Source organism: Hyphomicrobium methylovorum, from assembly GCF_013626205.1.
Taxonomy (GTDB): domain Bacteria; phylum Pseudomonadota; class Alphaproteobacteria; order Rhizobiales; family Hyphomicrobiaceae; genus Hyphomicrobium_B; species Hyphomicrobium_B methylovorum.
On record NZ_QHJE01000001.1, the window covers coordinates 137185 to 155965 of the forward strand.

Sequence of the window (18781 nt, forward strand, 5' to 3'; positions counted from 1 at the left end):
ATGCCCGCGGTTCGTTCTTGATCGGCGCTTCTGGTTGGCAGAACGCAAAAGGACTTCAGGCTTTGATGATGCCTTGGATGGCAGCTTTGACGGCGGCTTCGGTACGCGTCGAGACGTTGAGCTTGGCGCGCGCGGCGTCGGCGTGGAAATCGACAGTTCTCTTTGCGACTCCGAGGATATCTGCAATCTCCGAAGAGGTCTTACCCCGTGCGACCCAGGTCAGAATTTCCGCTTCGCGGTCCGTGATGGAATGTGTGGCTGGCGCCTTGCGAGGATTTTCACCGAGCCGCCGCGCGATCATGGTGCCAAGAATTTCAAAGTCGATCGGTTTGGTAACATAGTCATCAGCGCCGAGCCGTCGGCCCTTCAAACTCATTCTCCCGATCGGCAAGCGCCGTCAGAAACATGAAAGGTAAATCGGAAAATCTCGCCGACAACGAAGTCAAGCGTTCCAGGATTTCGAATCCCGACATGACAGGCATGCTGATGTCCGATAAAACGAGGTCCGGCGCATCTGTCAGGATCGAACTGAAACCTTGGTGTCCGTCGTAAGCGGTCAACACTTGGTAGCCGAGATCGCTCAGCTCCTCAGCGATGACAGCAGCGGTCTCTCGGTCGTCCTCGATACAGAGAATCTTTTTCTTGGCTTCGGTTCTCATGACAGGACTGTATTCCTTTTCGGCCGATGTTTTCAATTTCGACGCGCGTTGTCATAGACCTGCGCTGATCGGCAGGAAATCGCCATGCTAAAGTCGAGCGTTCATTTCATACGCACGCAACTCGCGTTGATCTTCCTGTGCATTCTGGGGCTGGTTATGCTCCTGGGCCTGTTCAGCATTTCCCTCTTGCATAATCTCAATAATCTTTCCGAGGCCGTTGCCGAACAATGGTTACCTACGACGCGAGCGATCGGCGATCTCAATAACTACACGTCCGATTTCCGTGCCGTCGAAGGAAGCTACCTTCTTGCCTCGAATGAAGAGCAGGTCTCCTCTGTGCTTCTGGAAATGAAACGGCTTTCGGCTGAGATCAACGACGCCAAGCTTCGCTTTGAAGCCATCGCTCACGACCCGGCAGACCTCAAGCTCTACCGCCAATGGGAAGCTGAGTGGGCAAAATATCAGGAGTTGGTCACGACGCAGCGCGCGCTTGTTCATAGCGGCAAGAACGACCAGGCGATTGCCGCCTACATGAATCTATCCGGCGCCGCTTACGATGCGGAGAGCCACATGCTCGACGTTCTGACCAGTCAGATCGTCAAGAATGCTCAAACAGCCAAGGAGCAGTTAAGCGGAGGCTACAGCTCCTCACTGACACTTGTCTGGCTTACCATTCTTATTGTCGGCCTGATCGTTGCGGCTTCGCTGCTCTATATTCGCAGGCTCATTTCTCTGCCGCTCAGACATCTCACGGACTGCATGCACCGGCTGGCCCGCAACGATACGAGCGTCGAGATTCTCGGCACACAATGGCGCAATGAAATCGGCGAGATGGCGCGAGCGGCGGTGGTCTTTCGCAGCAACGCCATTGATTTGATGCGCAGCAGGGCCATTCTCGCCAATCAAGCTTCAGCGCTCGAAGAGCAGCTCGTTCAAGAACAGACCCTCGTTGCCAACCAGCGGAATTTCGTGTCGATGGCCTCGCATGAATTTCGCACGCCTTTGACGATCATCGACGCGCATGCGCGCAGGCTGGCGAAGACGTCGGGCAATCTTCCAGACGTCGTTGATCGCGCCACAAAAATCAGATCGGCGGTTTCGCGCATGACGCACGCGATCAATAATCTTCTGACCACGTCGCGCGTGATGGACGGCATCGTTCCTGAGTTCGCGAATTCGGAGATCGATCTTGGTCAGCTTCTCGTGGAAGTCTGCCAGCTTCACCGAGACGTCGATCCGCGGGCGGACATCAGGGAAGATTATCGCGGCGATCTCAAAGTCGACGGCGACCAGACGCTGCTTTTTTATGTGTTCAGCAACATCCTCGCGAATGCGATCAAGTACTCGCCGGATGGAGGTGCCATTCGCGTAACCGCGGCGCCGGTGCCGTCCGGAATAAAAGTTTCGATTACGGACCACGGCATCGGCATACCGGACGAAGATCTCGCTCATTTGTTCGAACGCTTCCGCAGGGGAAGCAATGTCGCGAGCATTGTTGGCACTGGCGTCGGGCTGTTCCTGGCAAAGATGGTGCTCGACTCGCACGAGGCAAGAATCGACGTCACCAGCAAGGTGGGTGAAGGGTCGTGTTTCACTGTTTGGCTGCCGACGCCTTTGCAGGGTGCTGGCGTCGTCGAACACGTCGGACCGCTCGCGTGGTTGGTTGTCGCTCGCGAACCGGAGATCGTTCTGCGCGCCTAAAAGCCGCCGGTCCGCTAAACGTCCAGGGACGCAGCGGCGTCCAGCTTAATCTGAAATCTTAGCTTTCAGGCTTAAGTATTGGTCGGGGCGACATGATTCGAACACGCGACCCTCTGCTCCCAAAGCAGATGCTCTACCAGGCTGAGCTACGCCCCGACGTAATTTCCGGAGCTTCTAGCACGTTCATCGCGCCGCACAAATGGGATTTGGCCGCCTGACAGGGCTCTTTGGCCGCGGCCTGGGCCGTTTGGCGGGGGAGCGGCCGGGCAAGTGTCGATAATGGGCCACTTTACACAGCGGAATGGCACTCTGAGCAATTGCCCGCTTTGCCTGCGGGGTGGCGAGGGAGTACCTCTTTGGCAGCGCCGGGCTCCGACACGATTGGCCCGGTTTGCGTGTAGCGTTTTGTGAGTTCGTGATGTCGTTGCTGCGTTCCATTTCGGCGTTCCACGCCACATCGCTCAGAAGCGTGCTTGCTTGCGCGCTCGCGGTGGGCGCAGGGGCTGCATATTACTCCGCGATCGATTGGGACGACGTGGCTATGGCGACAAGCGCCGAAGCCGTAACGATGCCGCCTATCGTGCGCGCATCGCCCGATAATTTGCGCGGCAGCCAACATCAACCTTTCCGTTTAGAGCATTCGGAACCTACCGCAGATGATCTAGCTCCGGTCACGCACGCTGCGGCTCCACCAGTTGTAACTGCTCCAAAAAATGAGCTGCTCTACACTGGCTCTCTCACCTCGCCAGCGGCGGCCGCAACTGCCTCAGAATTCCCCATCGCTCGGGTTGAGGCTGCTTCGCCACCTGCGCCCGAGAAATCCATGTTGGATCATGCCTGGGCGCCCGCTGCGATGCTGGTACCGCCGAGTGATCCTAAGGCCAGTGTCGTCGCCGATCGTCCCGCGCCCGCTCCTGCGCAGGATGCGCGCGTGAAAGATGCCTCACTGCATTCTCCCTTCGCGGGACGAACGATGACGGCAAGTGCGGGCGATCCGAAGGATGATGATACGTTGCGAGCGGCCGTGAGGTCGTCTGTAGCTCTCGCGCCGTTCGGAGAAACGCATGAGGCGACAGAGCGTGCCGCTGCGCCCATCGTCGCCGAGCCAATTCCGGCGCCAACTTCAACGCGCGTCGAACCCGCTATGGCGGCTGACAGCGAAGATTCGGACATTGCGCCGACACCTCCACCCGCCAAGAAGCCGGCTGCTCGCGCCGCCAAGACGGGACAGCGAAAAGCCGTGAAGCCTCAAGGATCTGCGCTTGAAGAGGGCTTCTATTCCCTCCAGCGCGAGATTTCTTCGTTCTTCAATTAAGTCTTGCTGTTGCGAGAAGCCGAAGCGCGGGCAAAGGCTGTTTTCGCTTACTCAGAAGCGTGCCGTTTCCATTCTCAGCGCGCGGGAGCGTTCTCGAATAGCTTGTAGCGGACTTTATCGCCTGGCTTGATGCCAAGGCGCTCTGCCGCTCCACCCGCAATTTCCAGAACCGCTGAAACGCGCGAGCCTGAGGAAATCACACGCTCGGATAGCGGCTCCGTGCGTTCCTCGATGCGTGCGATCGTGCCGTCGGCGCGAATGAAGATCATATCGAGCGGGATGTAGGTATTGCGCATCCACATCGTGATGATGCGCTCCGGTCCGTAGGGGAAGAGCATCCCCGCGGTGTCCGGTAACGAGCTGCGATACATCAAGCCGAGAGATTTTTCCGCTTCGGTCGAAGCGATCTCAATCGTGAAGCTGTGCCCTTGTCCGCCCGCAGCGGGTACGATCGTCAGCTTGTCCTGACGCATCTTCGCGGCCGCGAAGCGAACGACGTCGAACTCGACACTGACCGCGGAAAGAGCCGACTGAGCCATAACAGCCAAAACAAAGAGGGCCACGTATCTCGTGACCCTCTTTATAAAACTCAATGACGACTTTGCCATGTGCCTCGCGCTTAGTTACGCGACGGCAGCCCCGTTGGCACGCCGTCTGGCCGTAGTTCGGCAGCCATGCAGCCCTTCGAACCGTAACCCCAGCGGACCTGTACGATCTGACCGGGACGCAGCTCTGTGAAGCCGAAGCGCCGTAACGTTTCCATATGGCAGAAGATATCGGGCGTTCCCTCGCCGCGTGTCAAGAAGCCGAAACCGCGGACGCGGTTAAACCACTTGACGTAGGCCCTCTCCCACTCGCTTTCCGGCTGCACGATGACGTGTGTGCGCTGCGGAAGCTGCGAAGGGTGAATCGCGGTGCTTTCATCCATGCTGAGGATGCGGAACGCCTGCATGCCCTTCGGCCTGCGGAGAACTTCGCAATGCACGCGCGCGCCTTCATAAGCGGTTTGGAAGCCGCCTGCGCGGAGGCAAGTTACGTGAAGAAGAATGTCCGGAAGACCATTGTCCGGAACAATGAAGCCGTAGCCTTTGGAAGCGTCAAACCACTTTATCATGCCGGCGATCTCGAAAACCTCGACCGCCGCGTCATCCAAGACCTCGGGGCCGGCTAAATCCGGCTCAAAACCCGAAAGGTCGGGACGCTTTGTATCCCCCATCACTTGCTACCCCGCATACTGTGCGTCAAACGATAAAACTTGCTTCGCAGTTCTTGCCAGTCCGACCGCATGGATCCGGAAGAGCCCTCTTCAGATCCAAGCATCGCGGCAACACTGCTAGGCTGCGCAAACCATAGCATCGGCGTTTCTTACCGCTAGCGGCTTTTTTTGAACGCCCCCCTTGACGCTTCATCCACCAGCATCAATCCACATCGTGTAATGGTGCTTAAATGTATGATAGCACAGCGAGAAAATACGTTTACGATTCATCCCCAGGTTCGCGTTTGTGGATTGTTCGCAACGGGATTTCGTCCACACCCCAGGACGAGTTTGTGGCGCGAATCACTCCACCTAGTGATTCGAAATTTCGGACTGATTCGCTATGGATTCAGAGATAAGTGAAACGTGCTCGCCATGAGTTATCCAATGGTCATGCACAATGAGCTGCAATCCGTACACAGCCCGGTGCCGCCGTTGCTACGCACAATCGAAACACTGTGTGGCAGAGATGCCTCTCTGGCGAAATGCAGATCGATGATGGCGAGCACAACGTGAGCGCGCCAACCATTGCAGCACGCGAAATCGCAATCATAGGCGCGGGTCCTGCGGGGTTATTCGCGGCCGAAACAATCGCCGCGAAGGGACATCGCGTCACGATCTACGAACGCATGCCTTCGCCGGCGCGAAAATTCCTGCTGGCGGGGCGCGGCGGGCTCAATCTCACGCATAGCGAGGATCTGTCCGCGTTTCTGGCGCGCTACGGTACGGAGGCAGACAGGATCCGTGCGGCCGTTACCGACTTTCCTGCCGCGGAGCTCATCCAATGGGCGGACGGCCTTGGAGCTGAGACCTTTGTGGGCTCGAGCGGACGCATATTTCCAAAATCTATGAAAGCGTCTCCGCTGCTGCGTGCGTGGCTGCGACGGCTCGACGGCCTCGGCGTGACGATCCGCACGCGCCATCGGTGGGTCGGCTTCGGAGAGAACGGCGCGCTTGTATTCGAAACGCCGGACGATGCCGCGCTGCGCGTAACTCCGGCTGCAACGCTCCTCGCGCTCGGTGGTGCGAGCTGGCCCCGGCTCGGCTCTAATGGGCAATGGACGAAGATACTCGACAATGCGGGCGTGGGGTTGACGCCGCTCTCTCCGGCGAACTGCGGCGTGACCGTCGCGTGGTCGGCGATCTTTCGTGACCGGTTCGAGGGCTCTGCGCTGAAGCGCGTTGCTCTTTCCGTTGGAGAGGATCGCGCACGCGGTGAAGCGATCGTGACACGCGGCGGACTGGAGGGCGGCGTCGTTTACGCGCTTGGACCAGCCATCCGCGAACGCCTCACTCGCGATGGATTTGCAGAGGCCGCCATAGATCTGAAGCCGGATATGACCGCGGCCGAAATCCAAAGCCGCCTCTCGAAGCCGCGCGGAAAGACGTCGATGACGAATTTTCTGCGCAAAGCGGTAGCGCTCGATCCGGTTGCGATCGGGCTGCTGCGCGAAAGTCGATTACCGCTCGGTCCCGACGCTCTCGCACATCATATCAAAGCAACGACGGTGCGCGTCACCGGTCTTGCAGGCATGGACCGCGCCATCTCGACAGCGGGTGGCATCGCGTGGCGAAGCGTCGATGACCGACTGATGCTTACATCACGACCCGGCGTGTTCGTTGCCGGAGAGATGCTCGACTGGGAAGCGCCGACGGGCGGCTATCTTTTGCAAGGCACGTTTGCAACGGCGGCGAAGTCTGCTCGAGGACTGCTCGATTGGCTTTCGACGCACTAGCGCTGCTTTGCGGAACCGGGCACGGCGCCGCGCATTGTCAACGTGATGCGCGCGAAAGAACGTCCATCAACTCAGCAACCTTGCGGCGCTGCTCGGCGGCATTCCCGCTTGCAATCGCGTGCTCAACGCAATGGCCAACATGGTCGCGCAGCACCTCTTCCTCCACGCGGCGAAGCGCAGCGCGGACTGCGGAGATCTGCGTCACCACATCGATGCAGTAGCGGTCCTCTTCGACCATCTTTGCAAGGCCGCGCACCTGTCCCTCTATCCGGTTCAGGCGCTTCAGGCATGCAGCTTTCATGGGCTTTTGCATTCTTGACATATACCCCCATAGGGTATACTTCGTCAATAGCAGGAATGATACCCCCTCCGGGTATTCGAGCGAGGCAACATGGCGGACGTCAACGGCTCACCGAGGTCTGAAGGACATAACGCGGAACCTGCAGCTTGCTGCTGCGGGCACAAGGGGCATTCGGCGCCGACGCCTGCAGATGGCAAAACCGAAATCGATCCCGTATGCGGGATGAAGGTCAACCCGCACACGACCAAGCATCACACCGAACATGACGGGCAGGCATACTATTTCTGCTCTGCCGGTTGCGTGACGAAGTTCACCGCCGATCCGCGCAAGTATCTCGAGCCCGCTGCGGACGATACCCCTCCCCCACCTCCCGGCACGATCTACACGTGCCCGATGCATCCTGAAATTCGCCAGGAAGGCCCCGGCGCGTGCCCGATTTGCGGAATGGCGCTCGAACCCGATGTTGTGACGCTTGACGCCGCGCCCAATCCGGAGCTCGCGGACATGACGCGGCGGCTTTGGTTTGCGCTCGCTCTCACGCTCCCCGTCTTCGTGCTCGAAATGGGCTCTCATGTTTTCGGCTGGCACCTTTTGGAGGCGCGAACATCGGCGTGGGTTCAGTTCGCGCTGGCGACGCCGGTGGTGCTGTGGGCCGGTTGGCCATTCTTTGAACGCGGATGGCAGTCGCTGAAGACGCGTCACCTCAACATGTTCACGCTGATCGCGCTCGGAACAGGCGTGGCGTGGGTTTACAGTGTGATCGCAACGCTGTTTCCCGGCGTCTTTCCTCCCGCATTTCGAGGACATGGCGGCCAGGTCGCCGTCTATTTCGAAGCGGCGGCAGTGATTACAGTGCTCGTTCTCGTCGGGCAGGTTCTTGAACTCCGGGCGCGCGAAGCGACCGGCGGCGCGATCCGCGCTCTGCTCAACCTGGCACCGAAGACGGCGCGGCGCGTCTCTGCCGACGGGCGCGAAGAAGACGTCGAAATCGATCACGTCGTCGCCGGTGATTTGCTGCGCGTGCGCCCTGGCGAGCGCGTCCCCGTTGATGGTCGAGTTACAGAGGGAAGCAGTTCCGTCGATCAGTCGATGGTGACGGGTGAATCGCTTCCGGTTCGAAAGGCGTCAGGCGATACCGTTATCGGCGGAACGATCAACGGCACCGGCACGCTCGTCATGCGGGCAGATAAGGTCGGCCGTGAGACGATGCTTGCACGCATCGTGCAAATGGTCGCCGATGCACAACGCAGCCGCGCGCCGATTCAGCGTTTCGCCGATCGCGTCGCTGGGTGGTTTGTGCCGCTCGTCATGGCGGTTGCAGCGCTCGCCTTCGGCGCGTGGTCTGCGTTCGGACCGGAGCCTCGCTTTGCTTATGCGCTCGTCGCTGCGGTTTCGGTTTTGATCATCGCGTGCCCGTGTGCGCTCGGCCTCGCAACGCCGATGTCGATCATGGTCGGCATTGGCCGCGGCGCGCGGTCTGGCGTTTTGATCAAGGGTGCCGAAGCGCTCGAACGCATGGAGAAGGTCGATACGCTCATTGTCGACAAGACCGGTACGCTGACGGAAGGGAAGCCCGCCGTCACGCAGATACGGTCTGCATCCGGATTGAGCGAGCAAGATCTGCTGAAGCTCGCCGCCAGTATCGAGCAGGCGAGCGAGCATCCTCTTGGCGGAGCAATCGTTACGGCTGCCAAAGAACGCGGCGTTGGGCTAGCGCGGTTTGATGATTTCTCCGCTCCGTCTGGCAAAGGCGTCTCCGGAACCGTCGATGGGAAGCGGGTCGTTATCGGCAATCGCCGTATCATGATGGAAGCGGGCGTTGACGCGTCCCAGTTCGACGATGAAGCGAAGCGGTTGCGCGATACTGGCGCGACGGTGGTTTACGTCGCTGTCGACGGCTCGGCTGCGGGTATCGTTGCCGTCGCCGATCCGATCAAGAGCACGACGCCGTCGGCGCTTCGCAAGCTCGTCGAGCGCGGCATCCATGTCGTCATGGTGACGGGCGATAACGAGGCGACCGCGAAAGCCGTCGCGCGCACACTTGGCATTACTGATGTGCACGCGGACGTGCTGCCGGAAGATAAAGCGAAGCTGGTCGCCGACCTTCGCAACAAGGGCCGTATCGTTGCGATGGCAGGCGACGGGACGAACGACGCTCCTGCGCTTGCTGCCGCCGATGTCGGCATTGCGATGGGAACGGGAACGGACGTCGCGATAGAAAGCGCGGGCGTGACGCTGCTGAAAGGCGATCTCGAAGGTATCGTACAGGCACGCCGGCTTTCGGAAGCGACGATGGCCAACATCCGCCAGAACCTGTTCTTCGCCTTCATCTATAACGGCGCTGGCGTTCCGATTGCTGCCGGAGTGCTTTATCCGATGTTCGGACTGCTGCTTTCGCCCATGATCGCGGCGGCGGCGATGGCGCTCTCATCGGTCAGCGTCATCGGCAATGCATTGCGGCTCAGGAACGTGGATATCGATTGAGCACGCGCTTGGGGCGGATCGCCCCAGCGCCTAGTGCGTGCCCTCGTCGATGATTTCAAACGAGCGACAGTTGAAATTCTTTTCGACCAGTTGCAGCAGCGCGAGCGGCGGGCCAGCCGTTGCCTTTTGACTCCAGCGCACCTCGAATGTCGTGACGCGGTGATCGGCAACGGCATTCCTGGTTTGCCGCAAGAAGCGCGCACTCCACCCTGCCTGCTGGAAGACTCTGGCGATGTTTTCGACGGCCGCATCCGAAGTTTCAGACACAATCACGACACGCGCGCGTTTCTGCCGGGAGATGTTCAGATCGAGGTGACGAAGCGTGACCAACGTCAGGTAGATCAACGCCGTCGCGGCGATGCCGAGCAGAATTTGCCCGCCGCCGAAGCACAGACCAATGATCGTTACACTCCAGAGCGTGGCGGCTGTCGTCAGCCCGGAAACCATTGCGCCGCGCTTGAGGATTGCTCCGCCGCCGATGAAGCCAACGCCGGTCAAGACGCCGAGCGGCAAGCGCATCATATCCAGCGAGACGAACGATCCTGGAGTCTTGCCGCTCAGGCTCAGCAGAAGATTGACCTGGATCATCGCTAGGGACGCTGCCAGCGCCACCAGGATTGTCGTGCGGAGACCGGCGCTGTGGCTGCCCGTTTCGCGATCCAAGCCGATGATCGCGGCGGCGGCAATCGTCAGCATCAGGCGAAGAGCGATATCCAGTGTTGTGGGGTGCAGGGGCATGTCCATGGCGCGTTCCTATTGGATGCCTATTGGATAAGGCGCCATGATTGCGCTTTTCGTTCCGAAATGAAATCGGAACGAAAGCGCGACGGCGTTCGGTGAGCAAACGCCGTCGTTACGCGTAACCGAGCCGGGGTCGGACGCGTCAGGGCAAGGCTCTTGCGCGTACTGCGCTCGGGCTTTGCGAGTTGGAAGGAAGTCAGTACGGGCGTGAGGCCTGCGACGGCCAGCCGCCCGCCAGGATCACAACGGAATGTTGTCGTGCTTCTTCCAGGGATTTTCGAGGGTCTTGTTGCGCAACATGTTGAGCGCGCGGCAGATCCGCTTTCTCGTCGTCGAAGGCTTGATGACCTCGTCGATGTAGCCGCGTTCCGCTGCCACGAACGGATTGGCGAAGCGTTCCTTGTATTCGTCGATGCGTGCCTGGATCTTCTCCGGATCGCCAAGCTCGGAACGGTAGAGAATTTCGGCGGCGCCCTTGGCGCCCATCACCGCGATTTCTGCCGTCGGCCATGCGTAGTTCACGTCACCGCGGATGTGCTTCGAGCTCATGACGTCGTAGGCGCCGCCGTATGCCTTGCGCGTGATAACGGTGATCTTCGGAACGGTCGCTTCCGCGTAGGCGAAGAGCAACTTGGCGCCGTGCTTGATGAGGCCGCCGTATTCCTGTGCGGTTCCCGGCAGGAAGCCTGGAACGTCAACCAAGGTCACGATCGGAATCTCGAAGCAGTCGCAGAAGCGGACGAAGCGCGCGGCCTTGCGCGAGGCATCTGAATCGAGCACGCCTGCGAGCACCATCGGCTGGTTCGCGACGATGCCGACGCTGCGCCCTTCCATGCGCGCGAAACCGGTGACGATGTTTTTCGCGAAGGCTTCCTGAATTTCGAAGAAGTCAGCCTCGTCGGCAAGCTTCAGGATCAGTTCCTTGATGTCGTACGGCTTGTTCGGATTCTCCGGGATGAGCGTATCAAGCGAACGGTCGATGCGCTCAGGGTCGTCCTTGGAGATGAGCTCGGGCACGCCCGTCTTGTTGCTCGACGGAAGGAAGTCCATCAGGCGGCGCATCTGCAGCAGCGCTTCGACGTCATTCTCGTAAGCGCGGTCTGCGATGGACGACTTGGTCGTGTGAACTCTGGCGCCGCCGAGTTCTTCCGCCGTTACCGTTTCGTTGGTGACGGTCTTCACCACGTCCGGGCCGGTCACGAACATATAGCTCGTGTCCTTGACCATGAAGATGAAGTCCGTCATCGCGGGCGAATAGACGTCGCCGCCGGCGCACGGTCCCATGATGACGGAGATCTGCGGGATGACGCCGGATGCCAGCACGTTGCGCTGAAACACTTCGCCGTAGCCGCCGAGCGCATCGACGCCTTCTTGAATACGCGCGCCACCAGCATCGAAGAGGCCGATGATCGGGGCGCGGTTTTTCAGCGCCATGTCTTGAATCTTGGTGATCTTCTTGGCGTGCGTCTCGGAGAGAGAACCGCCCATAACGGTGAAGTCTTTGGCGAAGACGTATACGACGCGGCCGTTGATCGTGCCCCAGCCGGTGACGACGCCGTCTCCCGGAATTTTGGTCTTCTCCATGCCGAAGTCGGTGCAGCGATGCTCGACGAACATATCGAATTCTTCGAAGGAGCCCTCGTCCATCATCAATTCGATGCGTTCGCGCGCGGTGAGTTTGCCCTTCTTGTGCTGAGCCGATATGCGCGCTGTGCCGCCGCCGAGACGGGCATTGTCACGACGCTTTTCGAGCTCGGCGATGATGTCTTTCATGGAGCTGGCACCCTGCTTATCGTTATGTTGAAGGCTCTCTAGCATGGCGGCACCGGAGCGCAAACGCTTGGGTCTGCGACCGGACGCCCGCGAGGGATACGATCGCTCGACACTCGGAGATGCGCTTTAACCGGCGGGCGCCGTGGCCGCGGCAAGTTGGCGGCCGAAATCAGCGATTTTAACCTCGATGAAGCCCGCCCCCGCGATGGGTTCAACCGTCACCGCACGGGCTTGAGTGGTGGCCCAGGGCAAGGTTGTACCGACGAAATCGACGACGGGCTCGGCGAGGACGCGGTTGCCGCCAAGGCGCTTCATGTGCCGGTCTGCCTCAGACCGGCTGGCGAAGACGTGAAGCAGAGAGTCGGTCGGCCCGGACTTGGCGCTAGCGGGCGTCAGCAGGGGGCCTTCGTCATTGGCGAGCAAATAGACTTCGCCCCGCCCGCGCGCTGCCTTGGCGTATCCGGGAAGCGACTCCAGCTTCAGGCGGATCTGAAGATCGATCGGATCGACCTCAGCTTCGATCGGGTCCGACACCCAATCGGTACCGGCGAAGCCCTTGGCGGTTGCGATGCCTGGCAGGATGTCGGCGGCGAAGGCCGTCAGCGGAATGTCCTGCAGGTCTTTGTTGCCTGCCAGAGCTTCCGCCCAGCGGCCCGCTTCGATCGGACTTGACCAAAAGAGCTGGACCGTGCGCCCGGACACCTTTTGCGACGGAACCGACGCGTTCTCTTCGTCGGCCAGTGTCAGTACGCGGCCTTCGCTGACGGCACGGCGCACGAACCGGTCGCGTTGGGCAAGTTCGGGAATGCGCGGCATGCGCAGCATCGGGGCTGGACCATCGGCTTGCGAATCACTCTTGAGTATGATTGCCGGGAGCGCCGTGGTTCTACAAGGGCCACGAAAGCTCACCCTTCAACGTTTGGTACCTTGGGGTTCCAGGACCGCAGAGTGCTCCTCGAAAATTCTTTCGATCAGACCTCCGAGGCGAGCCACCCCGCGCGGGCTGAGGTGATTGTCGTCGACGTAGAGGGCGTATCCGTCACCGGAGGCCGCGCAAGCGATTTCGTTGCACAGGGCTTGGTGCGGATAGAGAACGCGGACACCTGTCCGGTTCTCCTCATCTTTGAGAATTTGCAAAACCTCGCCGTTGCGCGCGTTGAATTCGGCGCGAGGAAGCGACGCGTCGTGCGGCTTACCGTCGATCATTGCGCGCGTCATGACGCGTGGTACGTCGAACAGCGGTTCGGGAATTGGACCGACAAGTGTGATCTTCGGCTGGAACGCAAGCAGCCGCTCGAGTGTGTAACCGAGCGCCGTTCTGAGCGGCATGCCGAGAGGATGGAGATCAGCTTCGTCTTTGGCGGTGGTGGGAGGGCGAATGTAGCCCGCCCAGCGCGCAGCGACGATAACGTGAGTGATCGCTCCGCTTTTCAGAAGCGCGAATGTCTGATCGGCGGCGTCAACGCACTTCAGCGGGATGAAGGCGTCGACAAGATTCGCAATCACCAGCGGAGCGCATCCGCCGCGCGAGATGAAGTAGCCCTTCAGGCCCCTCGACTTCGCTGCCGCGGAAACGGCTGGCGCGAGCACGCGGCCGTGGGAATCCCCCCACAGAACGAACGTGGCAGTTGGGGCGGCCGTGTCGCCGATCAAACAATTCGATTGTGTCCCCCACGATTGGGGATCGCCGCTGCATAGACCGGGCGTCAAAAGCTCCGTCGGATTGGAGCTGGTGAACGCCGCGACCTCCGGGCCGAACCGGTTTTTCCAGCCCCCGCTCGCGATCAGCGCTTGAACGGGAATGAGCGCGACCGCCGTGGAAGCTAGAGCTGTGCCCAGCACGAATGGCCTGCCGCGCGGAGACGTCGAGACATTGGTCCGAATGGGCTTCTCAATGAAGTAGTACGTCAGCGTGGCGCAGACGACGGCAAGCGCGATGAGACCCACGCGATCTGCGGGCGAGTCGAAGGGTTCCGGCAGCAGGCTCGCAAAGACGAAGATGGGCCAGTGCCACAGGTAAAGCGGATAAGAGATTTTTCCGACGAAGACCATCGGCGCCACGGAGAGCCCGCGACTGACGAACGAACCGCCGCCGAGGCCGGACCAAATGACGAGCGCGGTTCCAACGGTCGGCAGTAATGCGGCCAGTCCCGGGAACGGTGTCTTTGCGGTGAACATGATTGCGGCGGTGAGGATCATACTCACGCCCGCGATGCCCACGATTGCGCGTGGGATAGTTGCCAGGGGCCGGATGAAGGGCGACGCCAGTGCAACGCCAATCATCAATTCAAACGCGCGTGCGTGGGGCCAGTAGAATGCCTTCGTGCCGCCGCGCAGAACTCCGCGCTGAGAGAGCCAGAGGAAGATTGCGAAAATGGCAGCGAAGATGAGCCAGCCGCGCGCATTGCGCGAACGAAGCAGCGGCGCCAACAACAAAGGTGCAATGAGATAGAACTGCTCTTCAACGCCCAGCGACCACGTGTGCAGCATCGGCTGCGTCTCGAGCGCCGGCTGGAAGTAGTCTCCAGCGCGGCTAAAAAAGAAATTCGAATAGAAGAGCAGTGTCGCGCGCACCGAGTAAGCGAACGTCAGCAGATCTTGCGGGATGACCAGAATGAACATCGCGGCAATCGCCGATGCGATGATGACGACGAACAGCGCGGGCAATATTCGCCGTGCGCGGCGCGCATAAAACTGCGCGATCGAAAAGCGACCTTCAGCGACATCGCGGGAAATGATGGACGCGATGAGATAGCCGGAGATTACGAAGAAGACGTCGACGCCGATGAAGCCGCCCGAAAAGAAGCCCAGCTTGGCGTGAAACAAAATGACCAGCGCGACAGCGAGCGCGCGGAGGCCGTCGATATCAGCACGGTATCCGATCATCAGATAACGCCCGTGTCCCCAACTCTCCGGCCGTCCACGAAATCGCGGCTCCGGCCCCCCACGTCCTCATGATCCCGTCTTCAGGCAGCCAGCGCCGCCAGCCATCGGCATGCGGCACGGAACTCGATTTCGCGTCCGCGCCGGCGCGCCGCCCCTTCGGCGTCTTCGCCCCAATGGGCAATCTGGTAGTCCTCATCCACATGAGCGGCGGCCCATGCGTCGTCCGGAGAAATGTCCTGGCGATCAAGCGCCAGCGCCAAGAGCGCCGAACCCGTAAGTGTCGTCAAGACGTGCAACCCGGTCAGGCGATAGGCATTGTGGGGACGCAGCGAATTTGCCACTGCGTCCAGCGTCTCCTGGGGCTGCGGCACGAACATAATGCCGTTTACGATCCGAAATTGGGCGTCCAGTTCCGCTTCGGCGCGCGCGACGATCGGGTTCCAGCATTCCGCCTGGAGAATTCGAAGTTTCTCAGGACTTTCCGCCCGGTAGCAGAGGAAATCACTTCCGGCATAGGAAACGATATCGGCGGCGACGGAGTCCATTGCTTCGCTTACCGCGTCGATTGCCGTGTTCGCGAAACGCGTCAGCGGCATGCGGGATGGATTGATCTCTTTTTCCTGCGCGTCCCATTCGTCACGAATAGCGTCCGCCAGTTCGCGCGTCGGCAGGCGCAGCGTCCGTTTCTTCGGCGTTTTGATCGTGCGCCCGTCGAGCAGAATTTCCCAGGCCCCCGGCTCTCCGGCGACGGTCACTTCGGTATAGAAGCGCCGTGCAAGTGGCTTCGTCAGGCTGTCGCTAATTTTGCTTTTTTGCGGGGCGTTTGCCGCCTGCTCCAGGTCGCGCCGATGATCGTTGCCGAAGTTCGCTTCTTTTTCGCTCATGCGGCGCGGCTCTTGGTGCGCCACGCGGATTCGATTGCAGCGGGCAATTCGGCGAAGCTCCGGACAATGGCACCTGCACCGGCATCGACCAACTCGTCGACGCTGTGATAGCCCCAGGAAACGCCGATGGGGAACACCCCGACTGCGCGCGCCATTGCGATGTCGTAGCTGGTGTCGCCGACCATAACAGTGGCTTCGGGTTTGGTGTCGGTTTCGGCCATCGCCCGCACCAGCATCGAGGGATCGGGTTTCGAGGGATGGTCGTCGGCCGTCTGAATGGTGGCGAATGCCGTCAGCCAACCTTCCCTCTCGAGCAGCCTGTCGATGCCCCGACGAGCCTTGCCGGTTGCGATGCCGAGCATGTGTTCATTGCTCGCTACATACCGGTCGATCGTTTCCTTTGCATTCGGGAACAAAACGTCGGCATCGGCCAAGTCGCGATGCAGCGTTCGGAACGCCACCTTGTAGCGTTCGGCGAGTTCCGCACGCGTTGCGTATTCCGCTTCAGGCGCGAGGGCCGAGCAGGCTTCAAAGAGCGACAATCCAACGACGGCCAGAATCCGCTCGCGCGTCGGCGGGACCATGCGCTGGCTCGTGAAAGCGTGCTCCATGGCCCTGACGATGCCGACCTGACTATCGACGATCGTTCCGTCGCAATCGAAAACGACTAGTTTCATGGGCCGGATTTTAGCAATGGAGCGCAGGTGGCGCAATTCGACCCCTGCCCGCAAGAGCCGGGCGCGACGCTACGCCATGGGCGTTTACCTGAATGGCGCTCGCAAAGAGCCGATCAGGCTCTGCCGCCTGAATTATTCAGCAACAATCGCCGTGTTGGAAACGCCGAGATCGGCGATCTGGTTCTGGGTTCGACCTGCCGCGTCGGGCGAAAACGGCCCGATCCGAACCCGGTAGGCTTGCCCGCCGTCCCGGCTGGAGATCGGTGCGACTTCGACCGGACCGAGTGCTCCGAGTTCACGGCGCATCCGTTCAGCGTTCGATCGCTCGCGGAAGATGCCGACCTGCACATAGCTTCGTCCTGAGCCAAAGGGGGCTGCCGTCTCGCGCGGGGCGTAGGGCATCCGGCGATCGTCAAAATTTCCAAGGCTCGCTGTTTCGGCAGGACGCGGCATCGGGGCGGCGGCACTCCGCTGCGGCGGGGGCTTTCCGGCGAGACCCGCGCGATAACCGAGTGCCGACCATCCGCCTTGCTGAGCGTTTTGACGTGCATTCGTATCATAGCGCTGCGGCGGGGCTTCGCGCGCGGACGCAACGGCCATCGGAGGCAACGGCGCACGATTGGGGCGCTGCCACTGCTGTGGTTGCTGCCGCTGTTGGGCGAACAGGTATTCGCGCTCGCGCCGATCGTCGCCATTCAGCGGCGCGCGCCCGGCGTACTGAACGCGCACACGAGCGCGGCCCTTGTTTACGTAGCCCAACTGGCTTGCAGCGGCGTGCGACATGTCAATGATGCGATCGTTGACGTAGGGACCGCGATCGTTGACGCGAACGAGAACGCTTTTGCCGTTGTCGAGATTGGTGACGACGGCGTAGCTCGGCAGCGGCATGGTGGGATGAGCAGCCGTCAAGGCGCGGGCGTCAAAGACTTCGCCGTTTGCTGTCCGGCGGCCATGGAAATCGTCGCCGTACCAGGACGCGACGCCACTGGCCTGGTAATTCGGATCTTCGTGCGGCACGTACCAGCGTCCGGCTACCTTGTAGGGCGAACCAAGCTTGTAATGTCCGCCACCTTTGCGGAAGGCGTGCGGAGCAACTCTCGGGCTGGTCGAAACGCCGTATTCGCTTTCGGTAAAGACTGGGCGTGAGACGCCGCCGATCGTACGAGCGGGCGGATTGCTCGAGCAGGCGGTCAATAACGCCGACGCGGTCATCGCCAGCCCAACGTTCGTCGTCAGGCGGCCTAGAGGGCCTCTGCTCATCATACGCGAACTCAACTCAATACGCTTACGCCCGCCCAGCGCACCCTCAACGCGCACGAAAGCACACGAGGTTGGCCGAAGCTTGCTTCAATGATGGCAAAGAGCGCTTAGGATCGGGTTAAACACGCTGGAGTTTTGCCTGGATTGCCGACCGGCGCGCTTGCGGACGGGCATATCCAATGGGCGGCGTCGCAGAGAGACATTGGTTGTAGAGCTATTGCGAAAACCTGCCTGCGGCGGTTTCGGCCATGGACGGATGGCCGCCAGCGTCAGAGACGGCCTTGTCGCGCGGACTTCGACCCAGTAAGAGGCAGGTATTCCGGCAAGACTTCCGCCTGTGCGATGCGCTACCAAGATCGTGCAACGCTTTGCTTCAAGGCCGATAGTCGGGATGGATTACCTGGAGGGGTGGTCGAGTGGTTTAAGGCTCCGGTCTTGAAAACCGGCGTGGGCGCAAGTCCACCGTGGGTTCGAATCCCACCCCCTCCGCCATTTTATAATCTCGGTATCGTACATCTGAGCGTTCGGGTTGAGCCCGACATTCACGCCCGCGTAGCCGCGCTGTTGTCAGCACGCGTGCGATACGGCGGCAACGTCAATACGTAGTCGACCTTCAAATCGTTCGCCATTGTGTTGGTGGTGTCCGCTATGCACAGCGCAAAAAGGCCGACCACTCTCAGTTGTCGACCAGATTGCGCCGGCGCGGTTCATCACTGGATGATTGCGTATGCCTCGATCTCGACTTTCTGCCACTGCCTGATCATGGACGTGACCTGAACGAGCGTGCTCGCCGGGCGGATCGCATCGAATGTTTCGAGATGCGCGCGCGCCACGTCGTCGGCATCATTGACATCGCGCAAATAGACAACGGTGCGAACGACATTCGAAGTCGACGCACCTGCATCCGCGAGAGCTTTCTCTATAATGTCGAGTGCGGCACGGGCCTGCGTATAGGCATCACTTTTTTCATAACCGGCAGGCGCACATGTTCCCGAGACATGGACGTCGTTTCCGACGCGGACGGCTCGTGAATATCCAAACACAGACTCATACGCACCACCCGACGAAATGTTGGTGCGTTTGTCAGACAATTTTTGTTTGCTCATAAT

17 protein-coding genes and 2 tRNA genes are annotated in these 18781 nt (G+C 60.4%); 5 read left to right on the forward strand and 14 right to left on the reverse strand.

Annotation, left to right across the window (positions count from 1 at the left end):
• Positions 1–55: 55 nt before the first annotated feature.
• A complete protein-coding gene (locus DLM45_RS16430) occupies positions 56–370 on the reverse strand; it encodes a response regulator transcription factor (RefSeq protein ID WP_246317093.1) in 315 nt (104 codons plus the stop codon).
• Entirely contained in the window at positions 345–659 is a 315-nt protein-coding gene (locus DLM45_RS16435; RefSeq protein ID WP_246317102.1) for a response regulator, read from the reverse strand. Before DLM45_RS16435 ends, DLM45_RS16430 begins: the two co-directional genes overlap by 26 nt.
• Before the next feature lie 84 nt (positions 660–743).
• Here DLM45_RS16435 and DLM45_RS00670 point away from each other — a divergent pair, with 84 nt between their 5' ends.
• Positions 744–2360, forward strand: a complete 1617-nt coding sequence (locus DLM45_RS00670) for a sensor histidine kinase (protein WP_181335083.1) — start codon at positions 744–746, stop codon at positions 2358–2360.
• Positions 2361–2439: 79 nt separating this feature from the next.
• On the opposite strand, the gene DLM45_RS00675 is transcribed toward DLM45_RS00670, so the two are convergent.
• Positions 2440–2516: transfer RNA gene (locus tag DLM45_RS00675), tRNA-Pro, on the reverse strand.
• A gap of 262 nt (positions 2517–2778) precedes the next feature.
• Here DLM45_RS00675 and DLM45_RS00680 point away from each other — a divergent pair.
• The gene (locus DLM45_RS00680; RefSeq protein WP_181335084.1) at positions 2779–3675 is read left to right on the forward strand and encodes a hypothetical protein; all 897 of its coding nucleotides are present in this window, start codon (positions 2779–2781) and stop codon (positions 3673–3675) included.
• Between the two features lie 74 nt (positions 3676–3749).
• Here DLM45_RS00680 and DLM45_RS00685 read toward each other — a convergent pair whose 3' ends face one another.
• Together DLM45_RS00685 and DLM45_RS00690 are read right to left on the reverse strand one after the other, a co-directional pair.
• Positions 3750–4238, reverse strand: coding sequence for a DUF192 domain-containing protein (locus DLM45_RS00685; protein ID WP_343062220.1), 489 nt, complete (start codon positions 4236–4238; stop codon positions 3750–3752).
• 56 nt (positions 4239–4294) lie between these two features.
• On the reverse strand, positions 4295–4891 hold the full coding sequence (locus tag DLM45_RS00690; RefSeq protein ID WP_181335085.1) for a cold-shock protein: 597 nt from the start codon (positions 4889–4891) through the stop codon (positions 4295–4297).
• 524 nt (positions 4892–5415) lie between these two features.
• On the opposite strand from DLM45_RS00690, the gene DLM45_RS00695 reads away from it, so the two are divergent.
• Complete coding sequence (locus tag DLM45_RS00695; protein WP_181335086.1) at positions 5416–6666, forward strand: TIGR03862 family flavoprotein; 1251 nt, start codon at positions 5416–5418, stop codon at positions 6664–6666.
• Between the two features lie 37 nt (positions 6667–6703).
• Here the strand turns inward: DLM45_RS00695 and DLM45_RS00700 are convergent, their stop codons facing one another.
• Positions 6704–6979, reverse strand: coding sequence for a metal-sensitive transcriptional regulator (locus DLM45_RS00700; protein ID WP_181335087.1), 276 nt, complete (start codon positions 6977–6979; stop codon positions 6704–6706).
• A gap of 78 nt (positions 6980–7057) precedes the next feature.
• On the opposite strand from DLM45_RS00700, the gene DLM45_RS00705 reads away from it, so the two are divergent.
• On the forward strand, positions 7058–9451 hold the full coding sequence (locus DLM45_RS00705) for a heavy metal translocating P-type ATPase (RefSeq protein WP_181335088.1): 2394 nt from the start codon (positions 7058–7060) through the stop codon (positions 9449–9451).
• Positions 9452–9481: 30 nt separating this feature from the next.
• Here the strand turns inward: DLM45_RS00705 and DLM45_RS00710 are convergent, their stop codons facing one another.
• From DLM45_RS00710 to DLM45_RS00740, 7 genes are all read right to left on the reverse strand, one after another.
• Positions 9482–10195, reverse strand: coding sequence for an MgtC/SapB family protein (locus tag DLM45_RS00710; protein ID WP_181335089.1), 714 nt, complete (start codon positions 10193–10195; stop codon positions 9482–9484).
• A gap of 237 nt (positions 10196–10432) precedes the next feature.
• Complete coding sequence (locus DLM45_RS00715; protein ID WP_181335090.1) at positions 10433–11965, reverse strand: acyl-CoA carboxylase subunit beta; 1533 nt, start codon at positions 11963–11965, stop codon at positions 10433–10435.
• Positions 11966–12091: 126 nt separating this feature from the next.
• Positions 12092–12781, reverse strand: coding sequence for a DUF2750 domain-containing protein (locus tag DLM45_RS00720; RefSeq protein WP_246317103.1), 690 nt, complete (start codon positions 12779–12781; stop codon positions 12092–12094).
• A 96-nt stretch (positions 12782–12877) separates the two neighbouring features.
• Entirely contained in the window at positions 12878–14851 is a 1974-nt protein-coding gene (locus tag DLM45_RS00725; RefSeq protein WP_181335092.1) for an acyltransferase family protein, read from the reverse strand.
• An 80-nt stretch (positions 14852–14931) separates the two neighbouring features.
• Entirely contained in the window at positions 14932–15735 is an 804-nt protein-coding gene (locus DLM45_RS00730) for an ATP12 family chaperone protein (RefSeq protein ID WP_181335093.1), read from the reverse strand.
• Positions 15732–16412, reverse strand: a complete 681-nt coding sequence (locus DLM45_RS00735) for an HAD-IA family hydrolase (RefSeq protein ID WP_181335094.1) — start codon at positions 16410–16412, stop codon at positions 15732–15734. Before DLM45_RS00735 ends, DLM45_RS00730 begins: the two co-directional genes overlap by 4 nt.
• Before the next feature lie 132 nt (positions 16413–16544).
• Positions 16545–17672 (reverse strand): septal ring lytic transglycosylase RlpA family protein, encoded by a 1128-nt coding sequence (locus tag DLM45_RS00740; RefSeq protein WP_181338138.1) that lies wholly within the window; start codon positions 17670–17672, stop codon positions 16545–16547.
• Positions 17673–18074: 402 nt separating this feature from the next.
• Between DLM45_RS00740 and DLM45_RS00745 the strand changes: the two genes are divergently transcribed.
• Positions 18075–18164: transfer RNA gene (locus DLM45_RS00745), tRNA-Ser, on the forward strand.
• 218 nt (positions 18165–18382) lie between these two features.
• Here the strand turns inward: DLM45_RS00745 and DLM45_RS00750 are convergent.
• On the reverse strand, positions 18383–18778 hold the full coding sequence (locus tag DLM45_RS00750; RefSeq protein ID WP_181335095.1) for a RidA family protein: 396 nt from the start codon (positions 18776–18778) through the stop codon (positions 18383–18385).
• Between the last annotated feature and the right edge of the window lie 3 nt (positions 18779–18781).

Coding starts and splice junctions, on each gene's coding strand:
- DLM45_RS00670 (WP_181335083.1), top strand. CDS start 744: ATGCTAAAGTCGAGCGTTCATTTCATACGCACGCAACTCGCGTTGATC.
- DLM45_RS00705 (WP_181335088.1), top strand. CDS start 7,058: ATGGCGGACGTCAACGGCTCACCGAGGTCTGAAGGACATAACGCGGAA.
- DLM45_RS00700 (WP_181335087.1), bottom strand. CDS start 6,979: ATGCAAAAGCCCATGAAAGCTGCATGCCTGAAGCGCCTGAACCGGATA.
- DLM45_RS00720 (WP_246317103.1), bottom strand. CDS start 12,781: ATGCCGCGCATTCCCGAACTTGCCCAACGCGACCGGTTCGTGCGCCGT.
- DLM45_RS00740 (WP_181338138.1), bottom strand. CDS start 17,672: ATGAGCAGAGGCCCTCTAGGCCGCCTGACGACGAACGTTGGGCTGGCG.
- DLM45_RS00715 (WP_181335090.1), bottom strand. CDS start 11,965: ATGAAAGACATCATCGCCGAGCTCGAAAAGCGTCGTGACAATGCCCGT.
- DLM45_RS00690 (WP_181335085.1), bottom strand. CDS start 4,891: ATGGGGGATACAAAGCGTCCCGACCTTTCGGGTTTTGAGCCGGATTTA.
- DLM45_RS16435 (WP_246317102.1), bottom strand. CDS start 659: ATGAGAACCGAAGCCAAGAAAAAGATTCTCTGTATCGAGGACGACCGA.
- DLM45_RS00695 (WP_181335086.1), top strand. CDS start 5,416: ATGCAGATCGATGATGGCGAGCACAACGTGAGCGCGCCAACCATTGCA.
- DLM45_RS00750 (WP_181335095.1), bottom strand. CDS start 18,778: ATGAGCAAACAAAAATTGTCTGACAAACGCACCAACATTTCGTCGGGT.
- DLM45_RS00725 (WP_181335092.1), bottom strand. CDS start 14,851: ATGATCGGATACCGTGCTGATATCGACGGCCTCCGCGCGCTCGCTGTC.
- DLM45_RS00710 (WP_181335089.1), bottom strand. CDS start 10,195: ATGGACATGCCCCTGCACCCCACAACACTGGATATCGCTCTTCGCCTG.
- DLM45_RS00735 (WP_181335094.1), bottom strand. CDS start 16,412: ATGAAACTAGTCGTTTTCGATTGCGACGGAACGATCGTCGATAGTCAG.
- DLM45_RS00680 (WP_181335084.1), top strand. CDS start 2,779: ATGTCGTTGCTGCGTTCCATTTCGGCGTTCCACGCCACATCGCTCAGA.
- DLM45_RS00730 (WP_181335093.1), bottom strand. CDS start 15,735: ATGAGCGAAAAAGAAGCGAACTTCGGCAACGATCATCGGCGCGACCTG.